Origin of the sequence: Escherichia sp. S10b (assembly GCF_028421345.1) — a bacterium.
GTDB lineage: Bacteria > Pseudomonadota > Gammaproteobacteria > Enterobacterales > Enterobacteriaceae > ECMA0423.
This window is the reverse complement of record NZ_JAHZSO010000035.1, coordinates 23332-40740: the sequence shown is the minus strand read 5'-3', so window position 1 is coordinate 40740 and position 17409 is coordinate 23332. Positions and strand designations below refer to the sequence as shown.

The window sequence follows — 17409 nt, the reverse complement described above, 5'->3', positions numbered from 1 at the left end:
AACCGATGGAAGGGAATATCATGCGAATTGGCATACCAAGAGAACGGTTAACCAATGAAACCCGTGTTGCAGCAACGCCAAAAACAGTGGAACAGCTGCTGAAACTGGGTTTTACCGTCGCGGTAGAGAGCGGCGCGGGTCAACTGGCAAGTTTTGACGATAAAGCGTTTGTGCAAGCGGGCGCTGAAATTGTAGAAGGGAATAGCGTCTGGCAGTCAGAGATCATTCTGAAGGTCAATGCGCCGTTAGATGATGAAATTGCGTTACTGAATCCTGGGACAACGCTGGTGAGTTTTATCTGGCCTGCGCAGAATCCGGAATTAATGCAAAAACTTGCGGAACGTAACGTGACCGTGATGGCGATGGATTCTGTGCCGCGTATCTCACGCGCACAATCGCTGGACGCACTAAGCTCGATGGCGAACATCGCCGGTTATCGCGCCATTGTTGAAGCGGCACATGAATTTGGGCGCTTCTTTACCGGGCAAATTACTGCGGCCGGGAAAGTGCCACCGGCAAAAGTGATGGTGATTGGTGCGGGTGTTGCAGGTCTGGCCGCCATTGGCGCAGCAAACAGTCTCGGCGCGATTGTGCGTGCATTCGACACCCGCCCGGAAGTGAAAGAACAAGTTCAAAGTATGGGCGCGGAATTCCTCGAGCTGGATTTTAAAGAGGAAGCGGGCAGCGGCGATGGCTATGCCAAAGTGATGTCGGACGCGTTCATCAAAGCGGAAATGGAACTCTTTGCCGCCCAGGCAAAAGAGGTCGATATCATTGTCACCACCGCGCTTATTCCAGGCAAACCAGCGCCGAAGCTAATTACCCGTGAAATGGTTGACTCCATGAAGGCGGGCAGTGTGATTGTCGACCTGGCAGCCCAAAACGGTGGCAACTGTGAATACACCGTGCCGGGTGAAATCTTCACTACGGAAAATGGTGTCAAAGTGATTGGTTATACCGATCTTCCGGGCCGTCTGCCGACGCAATCCTCACAGCTTTACGGTACTAACCTCGTTAATCTGCTGAAACTGTTGTGCAAAGAGAAAGACGGCAATATCACTGTTGATTTTGATGATGTGGTGATTCGCGGCGTGACCGTGATCCGTGCGGGCGAAATTACCTGGCCGGCACCGCCGATTCAGGTATCAGCTCAGCCGCAGGCGGCACAAAAAGCGGCACCGGAAGTGAAAACTGAGGAAAAATGTGCCTGCTCACCGTGGCGTAAATACGCATTGATGGCGCTGGCAATCATCCTTTTCGGTTGGCTGGCAAGCGTTGCGCCGAAAGAGTTTCTTGGGCACTTCACCGTTTTCGCGCTGGCCTGCGTTGTCGGTTATTACGTGGTGTGGAATGTATCGCATGCGCTGCATACACCGTTGATGTCGGTCACCAACGCGATTTCAGGGATTATTGTTGTCGGAGCACTGTTGCAGATTGGCCAGGGCGGCTGGGTTAGCTTCCTTAGTTTTATCGCGGTGCTTATAGCCAGCATTAATATTTTCGGTGGCTTCACCGTGACTCAGCGCATGCTGAAAATGTTCCGCAAAAATTAAGGGGTAACATATGTCTGGAGGATTAGTTACAGCTGCATACATTGTTGCCGCGATCCTGTTTATCTTCAGTCTGGCCGGTCTTTCGAAACATGAAACGTCTCGCCAGGGTAACAACTTCGGTATCGCCGGGATGGCGATTGCGTTAATCGCAACCATTTTTGGACCGGATACGGGTAATGTTGGCTGGATCTTGCTGGCGATGGTCATTGGTGGGGCAATTGGTATCCGTCTGGCGAAGAAAGTTGAAATGACCGAAATGCCAGAACTGGTGGCGATCCTGCATAGCTTCGTGGGTCTGGCGGCAGTGCTGGTTGGCTTTAACAGTTATCTGCATCATGACGCGGGAATGGCACCGATTCTGGTCAATATTCACCTGACGGAAGTGTTCCTCGGTATCTTCATCGGGGCGGTAACGTTCACGGGTTCGGTGGTGGCGTTCGGCAAACTGTGTGGCAAGATTTCGTCTAAACCGTTGATGCTGCCAAACCGTCACAAAATGAACCTGGCGGCTCTGGTCGTTTCCTTCCTGCTGCTGATTGTATTTGTTCGCACGGATAGCGTCGGCCTGCAAGTGCTGGCATTGCTGATAATGACCGCCATTGCGCTGGTATTCGGCTGGCATTTAGTCGCCTCCATCGGTGGTGCAGATATGCCAGTGGTGGTGTCGATGCTGAACTCGTACTCCGGCTGGGCGGCTGCGGCTGCGGGCTTTATGCTCAGCAACGACCTGCTGATTGTGACCGGTGCGCTGGTCGGTTCTTCGGGCGCTATCCTTTCTTACATTATGTGTAAGGCGATGAACCGTTCCTTTATCAGCGTTATTGCGGGTGGTTTCGGCACCGACGGCTCTTCTACTGGCGATGATCAGGAAGTGGGCGAGCACCGCGAAATCACCGCAGAAGAGACAGCGGAACTGCTGAAAAACTCCCATTCAGTGATCATTACTCCGGGGTACGGCATGGCAGTCGCGCAGGCGCAATATCCTGTCGCTGAAATTACCGAGAAACTGCGCGCTCGTGGTATCAACGTGCGTTTCGGTATCCACCCGGTTGCGGGGCGTTTGCCTGGACATATGAACGTATTGCTGGCTGAAGCAAAAGTACCGTATGACATCGTGCTGGAAATGGACGAGATCAACGATGACTTTGCTGATACCGATACCGTACTGGTGATTGGTGCTAACGATACGGTTAACCCGGCGGCGCAGGATGATCCGAAGAGTCCTATTGCTGGTATGCCTGTGCTGGAAGTGTGGAAAGCGCAGAACGTGATTGTCTTTAAACGTTCGATGAACACTGGCTATGCTGGTGTGCAAAACCCGCTGTTCTTCAAGGAAAACACCCACATGCTGTTTGGTGACGCCAAAGCCAGCGTGGATGCAATCCTGAAAGCTCTGTAACCCTGACGGCCTCTGCGGAGGCCGTCACTCTTTATTGAGATCGCTTAACAGAACGGCGATGCTTTGACCTCCCGCTGTTTGTTCAAGCGCAATTTTGACAATAATTGTTAACGGCACGGAAAGCAGCATACCCACCGGTCCTAACAACCATCCCCAAAAAATCAACGACAAAAATACCACCAATGTGGAAAGCCCCAGCCCACGTCCCATGATGCGCGGTTCCAGAATATTGCCGAAGACCAGATTAATCAGCAGATATCCCGCCAGCACCAGCAACGCTTCGTAGAAGCCATTAAACACCAGTACCTGAGCGATAGGGGGGATTGCCGCGAGAACTGAACCAATATTAGGGATGTAATTAAGCGCAAAGGCCAGCAATCCCCAGACAAAAGCGAAGCGAACATCGAGTGCGGCGAGCATCGCCCAGGCGACTAGGCCGGTGATGATGCTGATGGCTGTTTTCAGCACCAGATAATGAGAAACACTGTCAATTGCACGTTGAATCGCCGCCATCCCTTCAACCGGACGCGCCATCATTTGCTGAAATTTTCCGGGCAATTGTGGCACTTCGAGCAGCATAAACAGCACCGTCAGCAGCAATAAAAATATTGATGACATGGCATTAGATAACTGCGTCAATAAGTTGGTGAGCAACGTCATCGCCGCGTTCGGATCAATGTAATGCGCCAGCTGGTCAACTGAGACGTCAATCCCTACGCGTTGCAACAACGGCTCAAGAGCTTGCAGCGGCGTCATAATAGAGTTGCGATATTGCGGTAACGTCCGCGTCAACTCGTTGAGCGCGGAACCCAGATAAGCTAATAGCAACACCATCGCCATCACGATGATGGTCATCAAAATCGACACCGCCAGTACACGCGGCACTCGCCAGCGGACCATGTGTTGCACCAGCGGGTTAAGAATAACAGCAATAAATAATGCGAGAATAAACGGCACGATGATCTCGGCGGCAAAACGGATACCGCAGAGAATAATGACCAGCATTCCCAACATAATGACGATTTTTAGGCCATTGAGCGTGATGATCGGCTTTGCCATGCTTGTCCCCGTTTTTTCTTCCTTTGCTAATAATAATGTCTTTTTCGCTCCGTCATCATAACGAAAATCAAACCGCTCAGGTAAAGAAGTGAAAATATTTTGAGTTAATTCTTAAGCTATGATACAAATCAGGCGTGTTCAACTACCGAGGACAATTATCATCCGCGATGACGAGAAGCAACACTGCGGATAATTGTAATATTATGGACAATTTGTTCAGGACGTTATTTTCAACATTTACCCATCTTCGTACCTCATCCACTATCTTGCTCGTAGGTGAGCAGCACTGGCGCAACGCGCTTTAGTCCTTTCTTCTGCCTAAGCTTGCCCTATGCGCGGGGCTTGACCACTTTACTTTGGTTTCGCTGAATTAAGCGAAAATTAAAATAATTCTCTTGCAGGAGAAGGACAATGTATATTTATTGGATTTTATTAGGCCTGGCTATTGCTACAGAAATTACCGGTACGCTGTCAATGAAATGGGCGAGCGTCAGTGAGGGAAATGGCGGCTTTATTTTAATGCTGGTGATGATTTCTCTGTCGTATATATTTCTCTCTTTCGCCGTTAAAAAGATCGCCTTAGGCGTAGCTTATGCGCTGTGGGAAGGTATCGGTATTTTATTTATTACCTTGTTTAGCGTTTTGTTATTCGACGAAAGTTTATCGCTGATGAAAATTGCCGGGTTAACCACCCTGGTCGCCGGGATTGTGTTGATCAAATCAGGTACCCGTAAAGCGCGTAAACCTGAACTGGAGGTGAACCATGGCGCAGTTTGAATGGGTTCACGCTGCCTGGCTGGCATTGGCAATCGTGCTGGAAATCGTTGCTAACGTCTTTTTGAAATTTTCTGACGGCTTTCGTCGCAAAATATTTGGCTTGCTCTCCCTAGCGGCGGTGCTGGCTGCCTTTAGTGCGCTTTCTCAGGCCGTAAAAGGGATCGACTTGTCTGTCGCTTATGCATTGTGGGGCGGGTTTGGTATTGCCGCCACGTTAGCCGCAGGTTGGATCTTGTTTGGTCAACGGTTAAATCGTAAAGGCTGGATTGGCCTGGTCTTGCTGTTGGCTGGAATGATCATGGTGAAACTTGCCTGATGAACACGCTGCCCGCACTGTCGGGCAGCGTTTGAACATTATTTTTGCGACAGTTGATCCAGCTTGTCGCGAAAACCGGTAACAGAAATGGCCCGGTTATCGGCGCGCCAGCGATCTTTCGCGGCAGGAGCCGAACTTTGCACCCCAATTAATTGCCAGCCGTCATCGGTATGCAACATCAGAGGCGAACCGCTGTCACCCGGCAAGGTATCGCACTGATGTGACATCACCGACGTTTGCGCCCAGCCAGTCACTTCACAGTTTTGATGACTGTATAACGTATCGAGATGATCTTCAGGATATCCCGCCTGAGTCACTTTACGACCAGCCGATTTTAATGCGGCAGTAAGCGCGGCTTTATCTCCCTCAAATAACGGCAACGGTGTAATGCCAGAAGGGGGATTACGCAGCACAATCAAGCCGAAGTCCCATGGTGCAGCTGCGGGAGGAACAATCCAACCATCCCCATCTGCTTTTAACCGCTTTCCCAGTGTCGGATCAACGCGGCCTTCTATGTCGTGGATGTCATAGCGCCAAAGACCTTTATTTGACACAAAACGCAGCGCTACCGCCTTATCCGCTTTACCCTTAGGCGGCGTCAATAAACAGTGTCCTGCCGTTAATGCCAGATTGGGTGCAATCAGCGTCGCCGTACATAAATTGCCGCTGGCCGTTTCCAGTTGCCCAACCGCATCCCACGGTGATTGGGTCGTGTCATTCACTGGCACACGATCATCATGACCAAAAAACAGGGTGCTGACCTCATCGTTTGCCGATTTGGCAACGTCTGGTTTATCTGCAAACACAAAAGCAGACGTCAAACTAATTGCACCCAACACTACAGCAATGGTTGTACGCATATCACACTCTGGTGGGTAATTATGATTATTAAAAGCAAACCCTCATAAATACTATAGACGGGACGGGATGAAAGTGGGAGTAAAATCAGATAACTACAGTCAGGAAAGATAAAAACGGGCGGCAATCAGTGCGCATAAAATAAGGATGATAAGAATGAACTCAAAGCGATAACGGCCCACCATACTACCCTCCGCTAAAGGCGGTGCTAAACGTTACCCGCTTAGCACCGTAATTTTCAGGCGCGAGGGGGCGCGCCAGCATTACTGTTGAAAACTTACGCTGCGGGTTGTGCAGCAGGTTTTGCCGGTTGCTGATGGCTGTGTTTCCCGGCGTGTTTCTTCGCTGCCTGCGCTTTTTGTTCAGGGGCTTTCTGTTCAGCTTTCGTATTTTTATGATGCTTTTTAGCCGCCTGCGCTTTCTGGGCAGGTGCTGCTTTATGCTGTTTTTTATGATGTGTAGTTTTCGCCGGCGCTGCTTTGGTGGTCGTCGCAGTCGGAGCAGGTGTGGTCGCAGTCTCTGCAGCAAAGGCGGCAGAAGACAGACCCATAGCAGCGGCAACAACCAGACCTAATACTTTTTTCATTGTCATACCCTCAATTTGTTTTTTCATTTAACCCCACTGCGGGGCCGTTGAAATAACTATATCCCTGGGAATGGCAGACTTCCGTGAGTGGTTGGTTTCAGCGTGTAACGATATGTACAAACGCTGAATAAATTACAGCATTGATAATAACGTATTGTGACTTAAGGGAAATTTAGCTACCAATAATAGTAGTCTTGATCGGGTTAACTATTTTACTACTTACAAAGCGGTAGAATAACTGCGCATCAGTAATAAATGACACACAGCAAAATGAATCCGTTTATTTGGGTACTTATAATCCTGATGACGCTAGACGCGCTGCGGGAATTGGCTGGCGCTTCGTCTATTTTAGGATGGCTATTAACGTTGGTTTGAGCAAGCAATAAGTCCGGACGTGTAGTTACCGCAGTCCGGGCTTATTTTTCAGGCGTGCAGACGACGATGCAAACGCGTCCCGACCAGCAGAGCAATGACCAGCATCAGAGCAATAAATGCGCCGACGCCGTTCCAGCCATAGTTATGCCAGAAAACACCACCCAGCGTCCCGGCAATACTCGACCCCAGATAGTAACTGAACAGATACAGCGAGGAGGCCTGGCCTTTAGCGCGTTTTGCGCGGGGGCCAATCCAGCTGCTGGCAACTGAGTGGGCTGCGAAGAATCCTGCTGAGAAGAGTAACATTCCGGCAAAGATCAGCCACAGCGAGCTGAATAAGGTCATCAGTAAACCAAACAGCATAACCCCCGTCGAAAACAACATCACCGGACCGCGCCCGTAGCGGGTGGTCATGGTTCCGGCTTTAGGTGAGCTCCATGTACCGGTCAAATAAGCCAGCGATAATAAGCCAACCACGGCCTGACTGACATGCCAGGGGGAAAGCATCAACCGATAGCCGATGTAATTAAACAGCGTGACGAACGACCCCATCAGCAAAAAGCCTTCTGCGAACAATAACGGTAATCCCCGGTCACGCCAGTGCAGACGAAAGTTGATAAATAACGTCTTAGGGCGCAGCGAAGTCGGGCGAAAATGGCGTGATTCCGGAAGGATTTTCCAGAACATCAACGCCGAGGCCAGCGCGAAACAACCGATTGCCGCCAGAGCAATTCGCCAGTTGAAAAAGTCCGTGAAGACACCACTAATTAAGCGTCCGCTCATGCCGCCAATTGAGTTGCCGCTGATATACAACCCCATCGAAAAGGCCACGAAACTGGGGTGGATTTCCTCGCTAAGATAAGTCATGCCAACAGCTGCCACGCCACTTAACGAAAGCCCAATCAAGGCGCGCATAATCAAAATGCCGTGCCAGCTGGTCATCATTGTCGAAAGTAACGTACAAATGGAGGCCAACAGTAGCGCCGTGGCCATCACTGGTTTGCGACCAATGGCATCGGATAGGGGGCCAGTAAACAGCAAACCAATAGCCAACATCGCCGTGGAAATGGACAGTGAAATACTACTGTTCGCGGGCGTTAAGCCAAACTCCTGCGAAAGCACCGGAAGGATAGGCTGCACACAATAGAGAAGTGCAAATGTTGCCAGTCCGGCAGAGAACAGCGCCAGGGTGACGCGCATAAATTGCGGCGTACCGCGTTTAATAAATTGATTTGGCTGAGAAATGCTTTGCTTGTCAGTGTCGCTTGCCGGAGCGCCATCAACAGTTGTAGTACGGCTCACTTGAAATCCTTGCTAAATATGCCTGTGGATCAGGCTTATACATAGGTTAGGAAAATCGAATTGTTCTGTCTAATATATTAATAATCTCAAATAAGATGTTTTAAATATGAATATTGAACTTCGTCATCTGCGTTACTTTGTTGCTGTTGCGGAAGAGCTGCATTTCGGGCGCGCCGCTGCCCGCCTGAATATTTCGCAACCACCGCTAAGTCAGCAGATTCAGGCACTGGAGCAACAAATTGGTGCCCGACTGCTGGCACGAACTAATCGCAGTGTATTGCTGACGGCAGCAGGAAAACAGTTTCTTGCAGATAGTCGGCAAATCCTGTCTATGGTAGATGACGCTGCCGCTCGCGCCGAAAGACTGCATCAGGGGGAAGCGGGGGAGTTGCGCATTGGTTTTACTTCGTCCGCTCCTTTTATTCGGGCGGTGTCCGATACGTTATCGCTGTTTCGCCGTGATTATCCCGATGTCCATTTACAAACCCGCGAAATGAACACTCGTGAGCAAATCGCTCCGCTCATTGAAGGAACGCTGGATATGGGATTGCTGCGTAACACAGCGTTACCGGAGACGCTTGAACACGCAGTCATCGTCCATGAACCGCTTATGGCGATGATCCCGCACGATCATCCCTTGGCAAATAACCCGAATGTAACGCTGGCTGAACTGGCGAAAGAACCCTTCGTCTTTTTTGATCCGCACGTCGGGACAGGGCTGTATGACGATATTCTCGGGCTGATGCGACGTTACCATTTGACGCCCGTCATCACTCAGGAGGTGGGCGAGGCAATGACCATCATCGGTCTGGTTTCCGCCGGTCTGGGTGTTTCAATTTTGCCTGCTTCATTTAAACGTGTTCAGCTCAACGAAATGCGCTGGGTGCCGATTGCTGAAGAGGATGCGGTTTCTGAAATGTGGTTGGTCTGGCCGAAACATCATGAACAAAGTCCAGCTGCGCGAAACTTTCGTATTCATCTGCTGAATGCTCTCAGGTGAGGGAAATTTCAGCGAAAAAGCCCGAAAAATGTGCTGTTAATCACATGCCTAAGTAAAAATTTGACGACACGTATTGAAGTGCTTCACCATAGCCTACAGATTATTTCGGAGCGCGAAAATATAGGGAGTATGCGGTGGTTGCTGAAAACCAGCCTGGGCACATTGATCAAATAAAGCAGACCAACGCGGGCGCGGTTTATCGCCTAATTGATCAGCTTGGTCCAGTCTCGCGTATCGATCTTTCCCGTCTGGCGCAGCTGGCTCCTGCCAGTATCACTAAAATTGTCCGTGAGATGCTCGAAGCACACCTGGTGCAAGAGCTGGAAATCAAAGAAGCGGGGAACCGTGGCCGTCCGGCGGTGGGGCTGGTGGTTGAAACTGAAGCCTGGCACTATCTTTCTCTGCGCATTAGTCGCGGGGAGATTTTCCTTGCTCTGCGCGATCTGAGCAGCAAACTGGTGGTGGAAGAGTCGCAGGAACTGGCGTTAAAAGATGACTCGCCATTGCTGGATCGTATCATTTCCCATATCGATCAGTTTTTTATTCGCCACCAGAAAAAACTTGAGCGTCTAACTTCGATTGCCATAACCTTGCCGGGAATTATTGATACGGAAAATGGTATTGTACATCGCATGCCGTTCTACGAGGATGTAAAAGAGATGCCGCTCGGCGAGGCGCTGGAGCAGCATACCGGCGTACCGGTTTATATTCAGCATGATATCAGCGCATGGACGATGGCAGAGGCCTTGTTTGGTGCCTCACGCGGGGCGCGCGATGTGATTCAGGTGGTTATCGATCACAACGTGGGGGCGGGCGTCATTACCGATGGTCATCTGCTACACGCAGGCAGCAGTAGTCTCGTGGAAATAGGCCACACACAGGTCGACCCGTATGGGAAACGCTGTTATTGCGGGAATCACGGCTGCCTCGAAACCATCGCCAGTGTGGACAGTATTCTTGAGCTGGCACAGCTGCGTCTTAATCAATCCATGAGCTCGATGTTACATGGACAACCGTTAACCGTGGACTCATTGTGTCAGGCGGCATTGCGCGGCGATCTGCTGGCAAAAGACATCATTACCGGGGTGGGCGCGCATGTAGGGCGCATTCTTGCCATCATGGTGAATTTATTTAACCCACAAAAAATACTGATTGGCTCACCGTTAAGTAAAGCGGCAGATATCCTCTTCCCGGTCATCTCAGACAGCATCCGTCAGCAGGCCCTTCCTGCGTATAGTCAGCACATCAGCGTTGAGAGTACTCAGTTTTCTAACCAGGGCACGATGGCAGGGGCTGCACTGGTAAAAGACGCGATGTATAACGGTTCTTTGTTGATTCGTCTGTTGCAGGGTTAACATTTTTTAACTGTTCTACCAAAATTTGCGCTATCTCAATTTGGGCCAGGAAAGCATAACTTAGACTTTCAAGGTTAATTATTTTCCTGGTTTATATTTGTGAAGCATAACGGTGGAGTTAGTGATGCTGAAGCGTTTCTTTATTACCGGTACAGACACTTCTGTAGGGAAAACGGTGGTTTCCCGCGCATTGCTACAAGCGTTAGCCTCCCAGGGAAAAACGGTTGCGGGATATAAACCCGTAGCGAAGGGGAGCAAAGAGACACCCGAAGGGCTGCGTAATAAAGATGCCCTGGTGTTGCAGAGTGTTTCAACCATCGAACTGCCTTATGAAGCAGTTAATCCTATCGCGTTAAGCGAAGAAGAAAGTAGCGTGGCGCACAGTTGCCCAATCAATTACACCCTCATTTCAAACGGCCTGGCAAACCTGACCGAAAAAGTCGATCATGTCGTGGTAGAAGGGACTGGCGGCTGGCGCAGTCTGATGAATGATTTGCGTCCACTCTCTGAATGGGTAGTGCAGGAACAACTGCCGGTGTTGATGGTTGTCGGTATTCAGGAAGGTTGCATTAACCATGCACTGCTAACAGCTCAGGCGATCGCCAACGACGGGCTGCCGCTCATTGGCTGGGTGGCTAACCGAATCAACCCAGGACTGGCGCATTATGCGGAAATCATTGATGTGCTGGGTAAAAAACTTCCGGCACCGCTCATTGGTGAACTGCCTTATCTGCCGCGCGCCGAACAGCGTGAACTGGGGCAATACATCCGCTTAGCTATGCTGCGCAGTGTGCTGGCGGTAGATAGAGTCACGGTGTAACGTCCGCGAAATTACCGACGCAATTACGCAGGCAATCAATAAACCGGGGAGTAGCTGATACTCCCCGGTCATTTCACATATCATCAACGTCGACATAATCGGCGCGTGCGTGGTCGCCGCCAACAGTGTCGCCATCCCGGTCAATCCGAGTAAAAGTGTAATTTCTTCGCCATCAGGGAACCATAATCCCAGGCTACGACCATACAACATGCCAATGGCAAGACCGATAAATAGCGTCGGTGTAAAGACCCCACCGGGTGCGCCGGAACCGCTACTCGCCAGCACGGCACACAGTTTACAAAGGAAGATCCCGGCAATGATCATTAACAGTGGTGGGGCGGTTAAAAAGGATTGTACGGTGCTATAGCCGTTGCCCCACACTGCAGGTGTGAACAGGGAAAGCAGACCCACGATCAACCCGCCTAGTGCCAGTTGCCAGGGCGGCGCAAGTTTGAGACTCACAAATCCACGATGACAGGCGTTCATTAACGTTAACAACAGTGGTCCGCACAGACCTGCCAGCACACCTGTACTGATAATCAGCGCATAGTCACGAGCCTGAACCGTCACTGAGAGTTGTACGTTGTAGAGTAACGCGTCGCTATGATTAATCAGATTGCTAACCAGCAATGCCACGACGGCGGAAATAATCACCGGGCCGAGAGAGGCCAACATCATAGTGCCAAACAGCACTTCGGCTATAAATAAACTGCCAGCAAGCGGGGCACGATAGGCCGCAGCCATTCCCGCCGCGGCCCCACAGGCGATCCATAATTTCCACTCCTGGCGTGGCGTAAAACGTTGGGCAAAACAGGAGGCGGCAAGGGCAGCTAAAAGAATCATCGCACCTTCGCGACCAATTGCACTGCCGCTGGTTACTACCAGCAGCGAGGCAAGCGATTTAACCAGGCTTGCTGCGTAATCGAACTGTCCATCGGTTTGCAACGCTTCCATGTAATCGGTCGGCGCATGAGGGCGTTGTTGGGTAAATTTCTGCCAGCCCATCAGCAACAAACCCGCCGCCAGTCCGCCGAGCGCCGGAGTTAGCAACCGTCGCCAGGGGGAAAGGTTTGTCGCTGCATTGACCAGACTGCCGGAGTCATTATTGAGGAACAACCACTCCAGTAGCAGCATCGCATGACGAAACCCGGCAACGGCAAAGGCCGCGAGAATACCGACGACTGTTGCGATAAGCAGACGGCGGAACATAGTGCGCAGATCCGGATAGATGTGTAGATGATGCATGAGCAGAAATGGGCAATGAAACACGGGCGACTATTTTGCGACAAAAGAGGCCAGCCGCAAAAGCAGTGCGTGCTTTAAGAGATAAAAAAACGTGACACTGTAACCTATTATTGCCGGATTGCGCGTAATCGTCACCATCCGGCAATATTACGGTGATCCTATCGAAACAGCGGTTTAACCGCGACAGGAATCAACAGTTGTGATTGCCATTGCGCCAGCGTTAAGCGAGCCAGTTCACCCAGTGCACGGTAGAAAGGGTGTTCTGCTTTTTCGATAAAAACATCAAGAAAACGTGTTGACCACGGAAAAAGGTGCCATGCCAGCAATTCTCCGCATTCTGTCTGGCGACCATTCTCCGCCAACCACGCAGCCATCAACAGCAGTGAACCAAAATGATCTTCCGGTTCGTTTTGCTTCATTTCAAACTGAATGCCTTTCTCGCGCATCCACTGACGAAGTGCCAATGTTGAATCGCCAAACAGCACAGATTCGCGATCCAGCCAGACCGACCCCCACGGCGGAGACGGCAGTGCCCACGGGCCGACAAACAAACGCTGCCAGGCCTGGGCGTGAGTCTCTTCACACTGTGTCTGAAAAGCCGTCACCAGCGGCGCTAATGACGCTTCTGGTAGAGGCCACTGAGTTTCCCAGCCGTCACTGGTGAGTACCGCAACCAGAGGTGCGGCTTCCGCACTCTCTGGAGCGTAATAAAACAGCGCGCCCAACACGCGCGCCGCGACAGAAAAATTATCTTGCTGTGAAAAATGGGTCATTCCTAACATCCTGAAATGTGCGGGTTGCCCCGCACCAATTTGTTAACCTGCAATAGCCATTCCTACCGTCATGTGCAGGCCATAAAAGAGCACACGCCCGATCATCTCACAGCCAAGAATGAGGATTAACCCCAGAATAAGTCCGGCAACGTGAGGTTCACGGCGACGAATGAGCGGACAAACCCAGCATCCTAGACCTGCGCATAACAATACCACACGCCAGACCTGTAAGGAGGCGTAATCTGGTACCAGTGCGCTGGCTTGTTGCACGGATGAGTGAATAGACGCCAGAGACAAACCTTGCAGCACAATCACCCCGGCACAAGCGATCAGCGCCAGAACGCTAATGATGGCAAATGGTGTGGTATTAAATGTAACGCGGGCTGCCCGCAGAATTGCGGCAGCAAGTATTGGACCGCTCAACAATACCGTCAGGAAGAAAGCCAGCGTAGTGTAACCGTTATGCCAGGTTGGCACAGTGTCGATTTGATACACGCAGGTCATCATCCAGACGAAAATGACGCCGAGCGCCATGCTGACAAGTAACCAGAGTTTCCCCAACGCTTGCGGCATTTTACCGATGACCGCCACCAGCCACCATAGTCCGCCAACGGCAAAAAATATGGAACCGGCAGCAATCTCGTTACTCAGACCAGAAGCTCCGATTCGATTCAGCGAGTTAAACGCCCGCAGTGGCGATCCCAGGTGCATGACAGAGGCAATAAACCCGATGCCCATCAACAGCCAGAGGAAAAACATGCCACGGACAATACGCTGACGGTCTGCGTCATTTTTGGCGGCGAACCAGCCAATTCCGCTAACAATCAGCGCGCCTACTACGCATTGACCCAATACGGTAAAGATAACCAGTGGCCACTCATGCCATCCATTTCCCATTTTACACTTCCTCCGGATTAGCCAGATAACCAGTGGTATCGCCGGTCGGGCGGCTGTTGGCGTTAGGTTTGATAACGATATTGGGTTTTGTGAAATGCGCGCGCGGCAGTGGCGCGACGGCAGCCAGAGTGCCGTGCTTCTGGCGCAGCTCTTCAATTGGACCGAACTCAAGTGCACGCAGCGGGCACGATTCGACACATATGGGTTGTTTCCCCTCGGCGACGCGCAAATAACAACCATCGCACTTCGTCATGTGCCCTTTTTCAGCATTGTACTGTGGCGCGCCGTACGGACAAGCCATGTGGCAGTAGCGGCAGCCGATACAAACATCTTCATCAACCACCACAAAGCCATCTTCACGCTTATGCATTGCGCCGCTGGGGCAGACTTTTGTACATGCGGGGTCATCGCAATGGTTACAGGAGATGGAGAGATAATAAGCGAACACGTTCTGGTGCCAGACGCCATTATCTTCCTGCCAGTCGCCGCCAGCGTATTCATAAATACGGCGGAAACTGACTTCCGGGCCAAGATCTTTAAAATCTTTGCACGCCAGTTCGCAGGTTTTACAGCCAGTACAGCGGCTGGAATCGATAAAAAATCCATATTGTGTGGTCATGGGCTACTCCTTAAACCTTTTCGATCTGGACAAGATTGCTGTGCGACGGGTTTCCCTTTGCCAGCGGTGAAGGGCGGTGAGAGGTCAGAATATTGATACTGCCGCCGTGATCGACCCGGTCACCAAACATATCCGCTTTAAGCCACGCACCTTGCCCGATGGCGGTAACGCCAGGCAGAATACGCGGAGTCACTTTTGCGGCAATCAGCATTTCTCCATTATTGTTAAATACCCGCACGGTATCGCCATGACGGATACCGCGTGCCTGAGCATCAATGGGGTTGATCCACACCTCTTGTGGGCAGGCCTGCTGTAACACATCAATATTGCCGTAGCTGGAGTGGGTACGCGCTTTGTAATGGAAGCCCGTTAACTGCAGTGGATAGGTTTTCCGCAGGGGATCGTCCCAGCCATCAAAACCTGGGGTATACGCAGGAAGGGGATGAATAATTTCATCTTTTTTCAATTCCCAGGTATCTGCAATCTTCGCCAGTCGTTCAGAATAAATTTCGATTTTCCCCGAAGGTGTTTTCAACGGGTTTGCCTGTGGATCTTCACGGAATGCGCGGAAAGCGACGTAGTGTTCTTCCGGGCATTTTTTCTTAAAGATCCCGGTCGTTTTCATCTCCTCGTAGTCGGGCATCTCAGGGTTACGTTCCTTCGTTTTCGCATGGAGATATTTGACCCATTCATGCTGACTGCGACCTTCAGTAAAGGTTTGATAAACGTCTGGTCCTAAGCGTTTGGCGACTTCACTCAGCATCCAGTAGATGGGTTTGCGTTCAAATTTTGCTGAGGTTGCGGGTTGGGCGAGGATCACATAGCCCATATTCCCTGCAGATTCATGAGAGATAAGGTCTTCTTGCTCTGTTGGCATCAGGTCGGGCAACAGGATATCGCAATACTTAGCCGAGGCCGTCATGAAGTGGTCAATGCCAACAATCATCTCGCACTTGCTGTCATCCTGAAGCACCTCATGGGTGTGATTGATGTCGCCATGTTGATTGATCAATGTGTTACTGGCGTAGCACCATAAAAACTTGATGGGGACATCCAGTTTTTCTTTTCCACGAACACCATCACGGGTCGCGGTCATTTCCGTACCATGGTCGATGGCATCTGTCCATGTAAAGACGGAAATCTGCGTTTTAACAGGATTCTCAAGCATCGGGAACCATTCTACCCCCAGATCCCAGCTACCTTCGCGTACACCTGAGTTGCCGCCGTTTATGCCGACGTTACCGGTGAGAACGGAAAGCATGGCAATAGCGCGGGACGTTTGCTCACCGTTGGAATGTCGTTGTGGCCCCCAACCCTGACAAATATAAGCAGGTTTTGCTGAACCGATCTCTCGCGCCAACTGGATAATTTTTTCTGCCGGGATGCTGGTGATTTTTGCTGCCCATTCCGGCGTTTTAGCTATGCCGTCAGGCCCTTCGCCCAGAATATAGGCTTTATAATGCGCGTTACGTGGTGCGTTGGCGGGCAGCGTTTTTTCATCGTAACCAACACAATATTTGTCGAGAAATGGCTGATCGACCATGTTTTCAGTAATCAGTACCCAGGCAATCGCACAGGCCAGTGCGCCATCGGTGCCAGGGCGAATGGGCAGCCATTCATCTTCACGCCCGGCAGCAGTGTCGTTATAACGTGGATCGATGACGATCATGCGTGCGTTTGAACGTTCGCGGGCTTGCTCGACGTAGTAAGTGACACCACCGCCGCTCATCCGCGTTTCTGCCGGGTTATTTCCGAACATAACGACCAGTTTCGTATTGGCGATATCATCCGGGCTGTTGCCATCATTGGCACCGAACATATAACTCATTGCGGCACTGATCTGTGCGGTACTGTAGCTGCCATAGCGACTGAGAAAACCACCGCAAGAGTTCATCAGACGGTACGGGACGTTTGAGTTGGTGATGTTTCCGCCATCTACGCCTGTTCCGTACAGGACATGTACAGCCTCATTGCCGTAATCTTTCAGGATCCGCCGAAGATTATCACTGATGGTATCCAGGGCTTCGTCCCAACTTATCCGTTCAAATTTACCTTCACCGCGCTTGCCGACGCGCTTCATGGGATATTTCAACCTATCAGGATGATTCATCCGTCGGCGGATAGAGCGCCCGCGTAAACACGCTCGAACCTGATGATTACCGTAGACGTCGTCACCTGTCGTATCAGACTCCACCCAGTACACGGTGTCATCTTTCACATGCAAACGTAACAGACAGCGGCTCCCGCAGTTAACGGTGCAGGAACTCCAGACCGCTTTCTCTTCTACCGGAGCCTCTGCCGCCCGGACCATTTGGGAAAATGGCAGAGTGAAAGCACTGCTTGCCAGCGCGAGACTGCCAAGTGCGGAGGTTTTCATCAGACTTCTACGGCTGATTTCAGCCTTCATGAGCGCCTCTGTGGTATGGATTTTCATCATTACTCACTTATTGCTTTTCAAACAAAATGTCATGCCAG

Annotated in this window: 19 protein-coding genes; 9 read left to right on the top strand and 10 right to left on the bottom strand. The window is 51.0% G+C overall.

Going from position 1 to position 17409, the window contains the following annotated elements:
• Positions 1–20: 20 nt before the first annotated feature.
• Both pntA and pntB read left to right on the top strand, forming a co-directional pair.
• Positions 21–1553 carry a Re/Si-specific NAD(P)(+) transhydrogenase subunit alpha gene (gene pntA, locus FTE26_RS02820; RefSeq protein ID WP_001295398.1) on the top strand — a complete coding sequence of 511 codons (1533 nt, stop codon included), beginning with the start codon at positions 21–23 and terminating at the stop codon, positions 1551–1553.
• 10 nt (positions 1554–1563) lie between these two features.
• Positions 1564–2952 (top strand): Re/Si-specific NAD(P)(+) transhydrogenase subunit beta, encoded by a 1389-nt coding sequence (gene pntB, locus FTE26_RS02815; RefSeq protein ID WP_000014036.1) that lies wholly within the window; start codon positions 1564–1566, stop codon positions 2950–2952.
• A gap of 24 nt (positions 2953–2976) precedes the next feature.
• Here the strand turns inward: pntB and tqsA are convergent, their stop codons facing one another.
• Positions 2977–4011, bottom strand: a complete 1035-nt coding sequence (tqsA, locus tag FTE26_RS02810) for an AI-2 transporter TqsA (protein ID WP_001118241.1) — start codon at positions 4009–4011, stop codon at positions 2977–2979.
• 134 nt (positions 4012–4145) lie between these two features.
• Here tqsA and FTE26_RS20145 point away from each other — a divergent pair, with 134 nt between their 5' ends.
• The 3 genes from FTE26_RS20145 to mdtI all read left to right on the top strand — a co-directional run bounded on the left by FTE26_RS20145 (position 4146) and on the right by mdtI (position 5104).
• Entirely contained in the window at positions 4146–4316 is a 171-nt protein-coding gene (locus FTE26_RS20145; protein WP_001303517.1) for a protein YdgV, read from the top strand.
• Between the two features lie 106 nt (positions 4317–4422).
• The gene (gene mdtJ / locus FTE26_RS02805) at positions 4423–4788 is read left to right on the top strand and encodes a multidrug/spermidine efflux SMR transporter subunit MdtJ (protein WP_000276149.1); all 366 of its coding nucleotides are present in this window, start codon (positions 4423–4425) and stop codon (positions 4786–4788) included.
• Complete coding sequence (mdtI, locus tag FTE26_RS02800) at positions 4775–5104, top strand: multidrug/spermidine efflux SMR transporter subunit MdtI (RefSeq protein ID WP_000046661.1); 330 nt, start codon at positions 4775–4777, stop codon at positions 5102–5104. The genes mdtJ and mdtI overlap by 14 nt, the downstream gene beginning before the upstream one ends.
• Positions 5105–5142: 38 nt before the next feature.
• Here the strand turns inward: mdtI and FTE26_RS02795 are convergent, their stop codons facing one another.
• The 3 genes from FTE26_RS02795 to asr all read right to left on the bottom strand — a co-directional run bounded on the left by FTE26_RS02795 (position 5143) and on the right by asr (position 6548).
• Entirely contained in the window at positions 5143–5964 is an 822-nt protein-coding gene (locus tag FTE26_RS02795; protein WP_001260840.1) for a trypsin-like serine peptidase, read from the bottom strand.
• A 99-nt stretch (positions 5965–6063) separates the two neighbouring features.
• Positions 6064–6147, bottom strand: a complete 84-nt coding sequence (locus tag FTE26_RS02790) for a hypothetical protein (RefSeq protein ID WP_000233090.1) — start codon at positions 6145–6147, stop codon at positions 6064–6066.
• 92 nt (positions 6148–6239) lie between these two features.
• A complete protein-coding gene (asr, locus tag FTE26_RS02785) occupies positions 6240–6548 on the bottom strand; it encodes an acid resistance repetitive basic protein Asr (protein WP_001406654.1) in 309 nt (102 codons plus the stop codon).
• Positions 6549–6803: 255 nt separating this feature from the next.
• Between asr and FTE26_RS20140 the strand changes: the two genes are divergently transcribed.
• Positions 6804–6923, top strand: a complete 120-nt coding sequence (locus FTE26_RS20140) for a KPN_01571 family protein (RefSeq protein WP_001299090.1) — start codon at positions 6804–6806, stop codon at positions 6921–6923.
• Between the two features lie 48 nt (positions 6924–6971).
• Here FTE26_RS20140 and FTE26_RS02780 read toward each other — a convergent pair whose 3' ends face one another.
• On the bottom strand, positions 6972–8225 hold the full coding sequence (locus FTE26_RS02780) for an MFS transporter (protein ID WP_000091819.1): 1254 nt from the start codon (positions 8223–8225) through the stop codon (positions 6972–6974).
• A 106-nt stretch (positions 8226–8331) separates the two neighbouring features.
• Between FTE26_RS02780 and FTE26_RS02775 the strand changes: the two genes are divergently transcribed.
• The 3 genes from FTE26_RS02775 to bioD all read left to right on the top strand — a co-directional run bounded on the left by FTE26_RS02775 (position 8332) and on the right by bioD (position 11400).
• On the top strand, positions 8332–9225 hold the full coding sequence (locus FTE26_RS02775) for a LysR family transcriptional regulator (RefSeq protein WP_001019530.1): 894 nt from the start codon (positions 8332–8334) through the stop codon (positions 9223–9225).
• A 134-nt stretch (positions 9226–9359) separates the two neighbouring features.
• Positions 9360–10580, top strand: coding sequence for a sugar metabolism global transcriptional regulator Mlc (mlc, locus tag FTE26_RS02770; RefSeq protein WP_000225276.1), 1221 nt, complete (start codon positions 9360–9362; stop codon positions 10578–10580).
• A 124-nt stretch (positions 10581–10704) separates the two neighbouring features.
• Positions 10705–11400, top strand: coding sequence for a dethiobiotin synthase (bioD, locus tag FTE26_RS02765; protein WP_000919231.1), 696 nt, complete (start codon positions 10705–10707; stop codon positions 11398–11400).
• Here bioD and clcB read toward each other — a convergent pair.
• From clcB to ynfF, 5 genes are all read right to left on the bottom strand, one after another.
• Entirely contained in the window at positions 11353–12645 is a 1293-nt protein-coding gene (gene clcB / locus FTE26_RS02760) for a voltage-gated ClC-type chloride channel ClcB (protein ID WP_001315626.1), read from the bottom strand. The two genes, bioD and clcB, sit on opposite strands and share 48 nt — an antisense overlap.
• Before the next feature lie 158 nt (positions 12646–12803).
• Entirely contained in the window at positions 12804–13418 is a 615-nt protein-coding gene (gene dmsD, locus FTE26_RS02755) for a Tat proofreading chaperone DmsD (RefSeq protein WP_000148713.1), read from the bottom strand.
• A gap of 42 nt (positions 13419–13460) precedes the next feature.
• Entirely contained in the window at positions 13461–14315 is an 855-nt protein-coding gene (gene ynfH, locus FTE26_RS02750; RefSeq protein WP_000526493.1) for a selenate reductase membrane anchor subunit YnfH, read from the bottom strand.
• Position 14316: 1 nt separating this feature from the next.
• On the bottom strand, positions 14317–14934 hold the full coding sequence (ynfG, locus tag FTE26_RS02745; protein WP_000213025.1) for a DMSO reductase like molybdoenzyme iron-sulfur subunit YnfG: 618 nt from the start codon (positions 14932–14934) through the stop codon (positions 14317–14319).
• Between the two features lie 10 nt (positions 14935–14944).
• Positions 14945–17368 carry a selenate/tellurate reductase subunit YnfF gene (gene ynfF, locus FTE26_RS02740; protein WP_001342196.1) on the bottom strand — a complete coding sequence of 808 codons (2424 nt, stop codon included), beginning with the start codon at positions 17366–17368 and terminating at the stop codon, positions 14945–14947.
• Positions 17369–17409: the final 41 nt, after the last annotated feature.

What these genes read in the sequence shown, in the direction of transcription:
- tqsA (WP_001118241.1), bottom strand. Translation starts at nt 4,011, where the DNA reads ATGGCAAAGCCGATCATCACGCTCAATGGCCTAAAAATCGTCATTATG.
- FTE26_RS20140 (WP_001299090.1), top strand. Translation starts at nt 6,804, where the DNA reads ATGACACACAGCAAAATGAATCCGTTTATTTGGGTACTTATAATCCTG.
- dmsD (WP_000148713.1), bottom strand. Translation starts at nt 13,418, where the DNA reads ATGACCCATTTTTCACAGCAAGATAATTTTTCTGTCGCGGCGCGCGTG.
- FTE26_RS02795 (WP_001260840.1), bottom strand. Translation starts at nt 5,964, where the DNA reads ATGCGTACAACCATTGCTGTAGTGTTGGGTGCAATTAGTTTGACGTCT.
- ynfF (WP_001342196.1), bottom strand. Translation starts at nt 17,368, where the DNA reads ATGAAAATCCATACCACAGAGGCGCTCATGAAGGCTGAAATCAGCCGT.
- pntA (WP_001295398.1), top strand. Translation starts at nt 21, where the DNA reads ATGCGAATTGGCATACCAAGAGAACGGTTAACCAATGAAACCCGTGTT.
- bioD (WP_000919231.1), top strand. Translation starts at nt 10,705, where the DNA reads ATGCTGAAGCGTTTCTTTATTACCGGTACAGACACTTCTGTAGGGAAA.
- ynfG (WP_000213025.1), bottom strand. Translation starts at nt 14,934, where the DNA reads ATGACCACACAATATGGATTTTTTATCGATTCCAGCCGCTGTACTGGC.
- clcB (WP_001315626.1), bottom strand. Translation starts at nt 12,645, where the DNA reads ATGCATCATCTACACATCTATCCGGATCTGCGCACTATGTTCCGCCGT.
- mdtI (WP_000046661.1), top strand. Translation starts at nt 4,775, where the DNA reads ATGGCGCAGTTTGAATGGGTTCACGCTGCCTGGCTGGCATTGGCAATC.
- FTE26_RS02790 (WP_000233090.1), bottom strand. Translation starts at nt 6,147, where the DNA reads ATGGTGGGCCGTTATCGCTTTGAGTTCATTCTTATCATCCTTATTTTA.
- asr (WP_001406654.1), bottom strand. Translation starts at nt 6,548, where the DNA reads ATGAAAAAAGTATTAGGTCTGGTTGTTGCCGCTGCTATGGGTCTGTCT.
- pntB (WP_000014036.1), top strand. Translation starts at nt 1,564, where the DNA reads ATGTCTGGAGGATTAGTTACAGCTGCATACATTGTTGCCGCGATCCTG.
- FTE26_RS02775 (WP_001019530.1), top strand. Translation starts at nt 8,332, where the DNA reads ATGAATATTGAACTTCGTCATCTGCGTTACTTTGTTGCTGTTGCGGAA.
- mdtJ (WP_000276149.1), top strand. Translation starts at nt 4,423, where the DNA reads ATGTATATTTATTGGATTTTATTAGGCCTGGCTATTGCTACAGAAATT.
- ynfH (WP_000526493.1), bottom strand. Translation starts at nt 14,315, where the DNA reads ATGGGAAATGGATGGCATGAGTGGCCACTGGTTATCTTTACCGTATTG.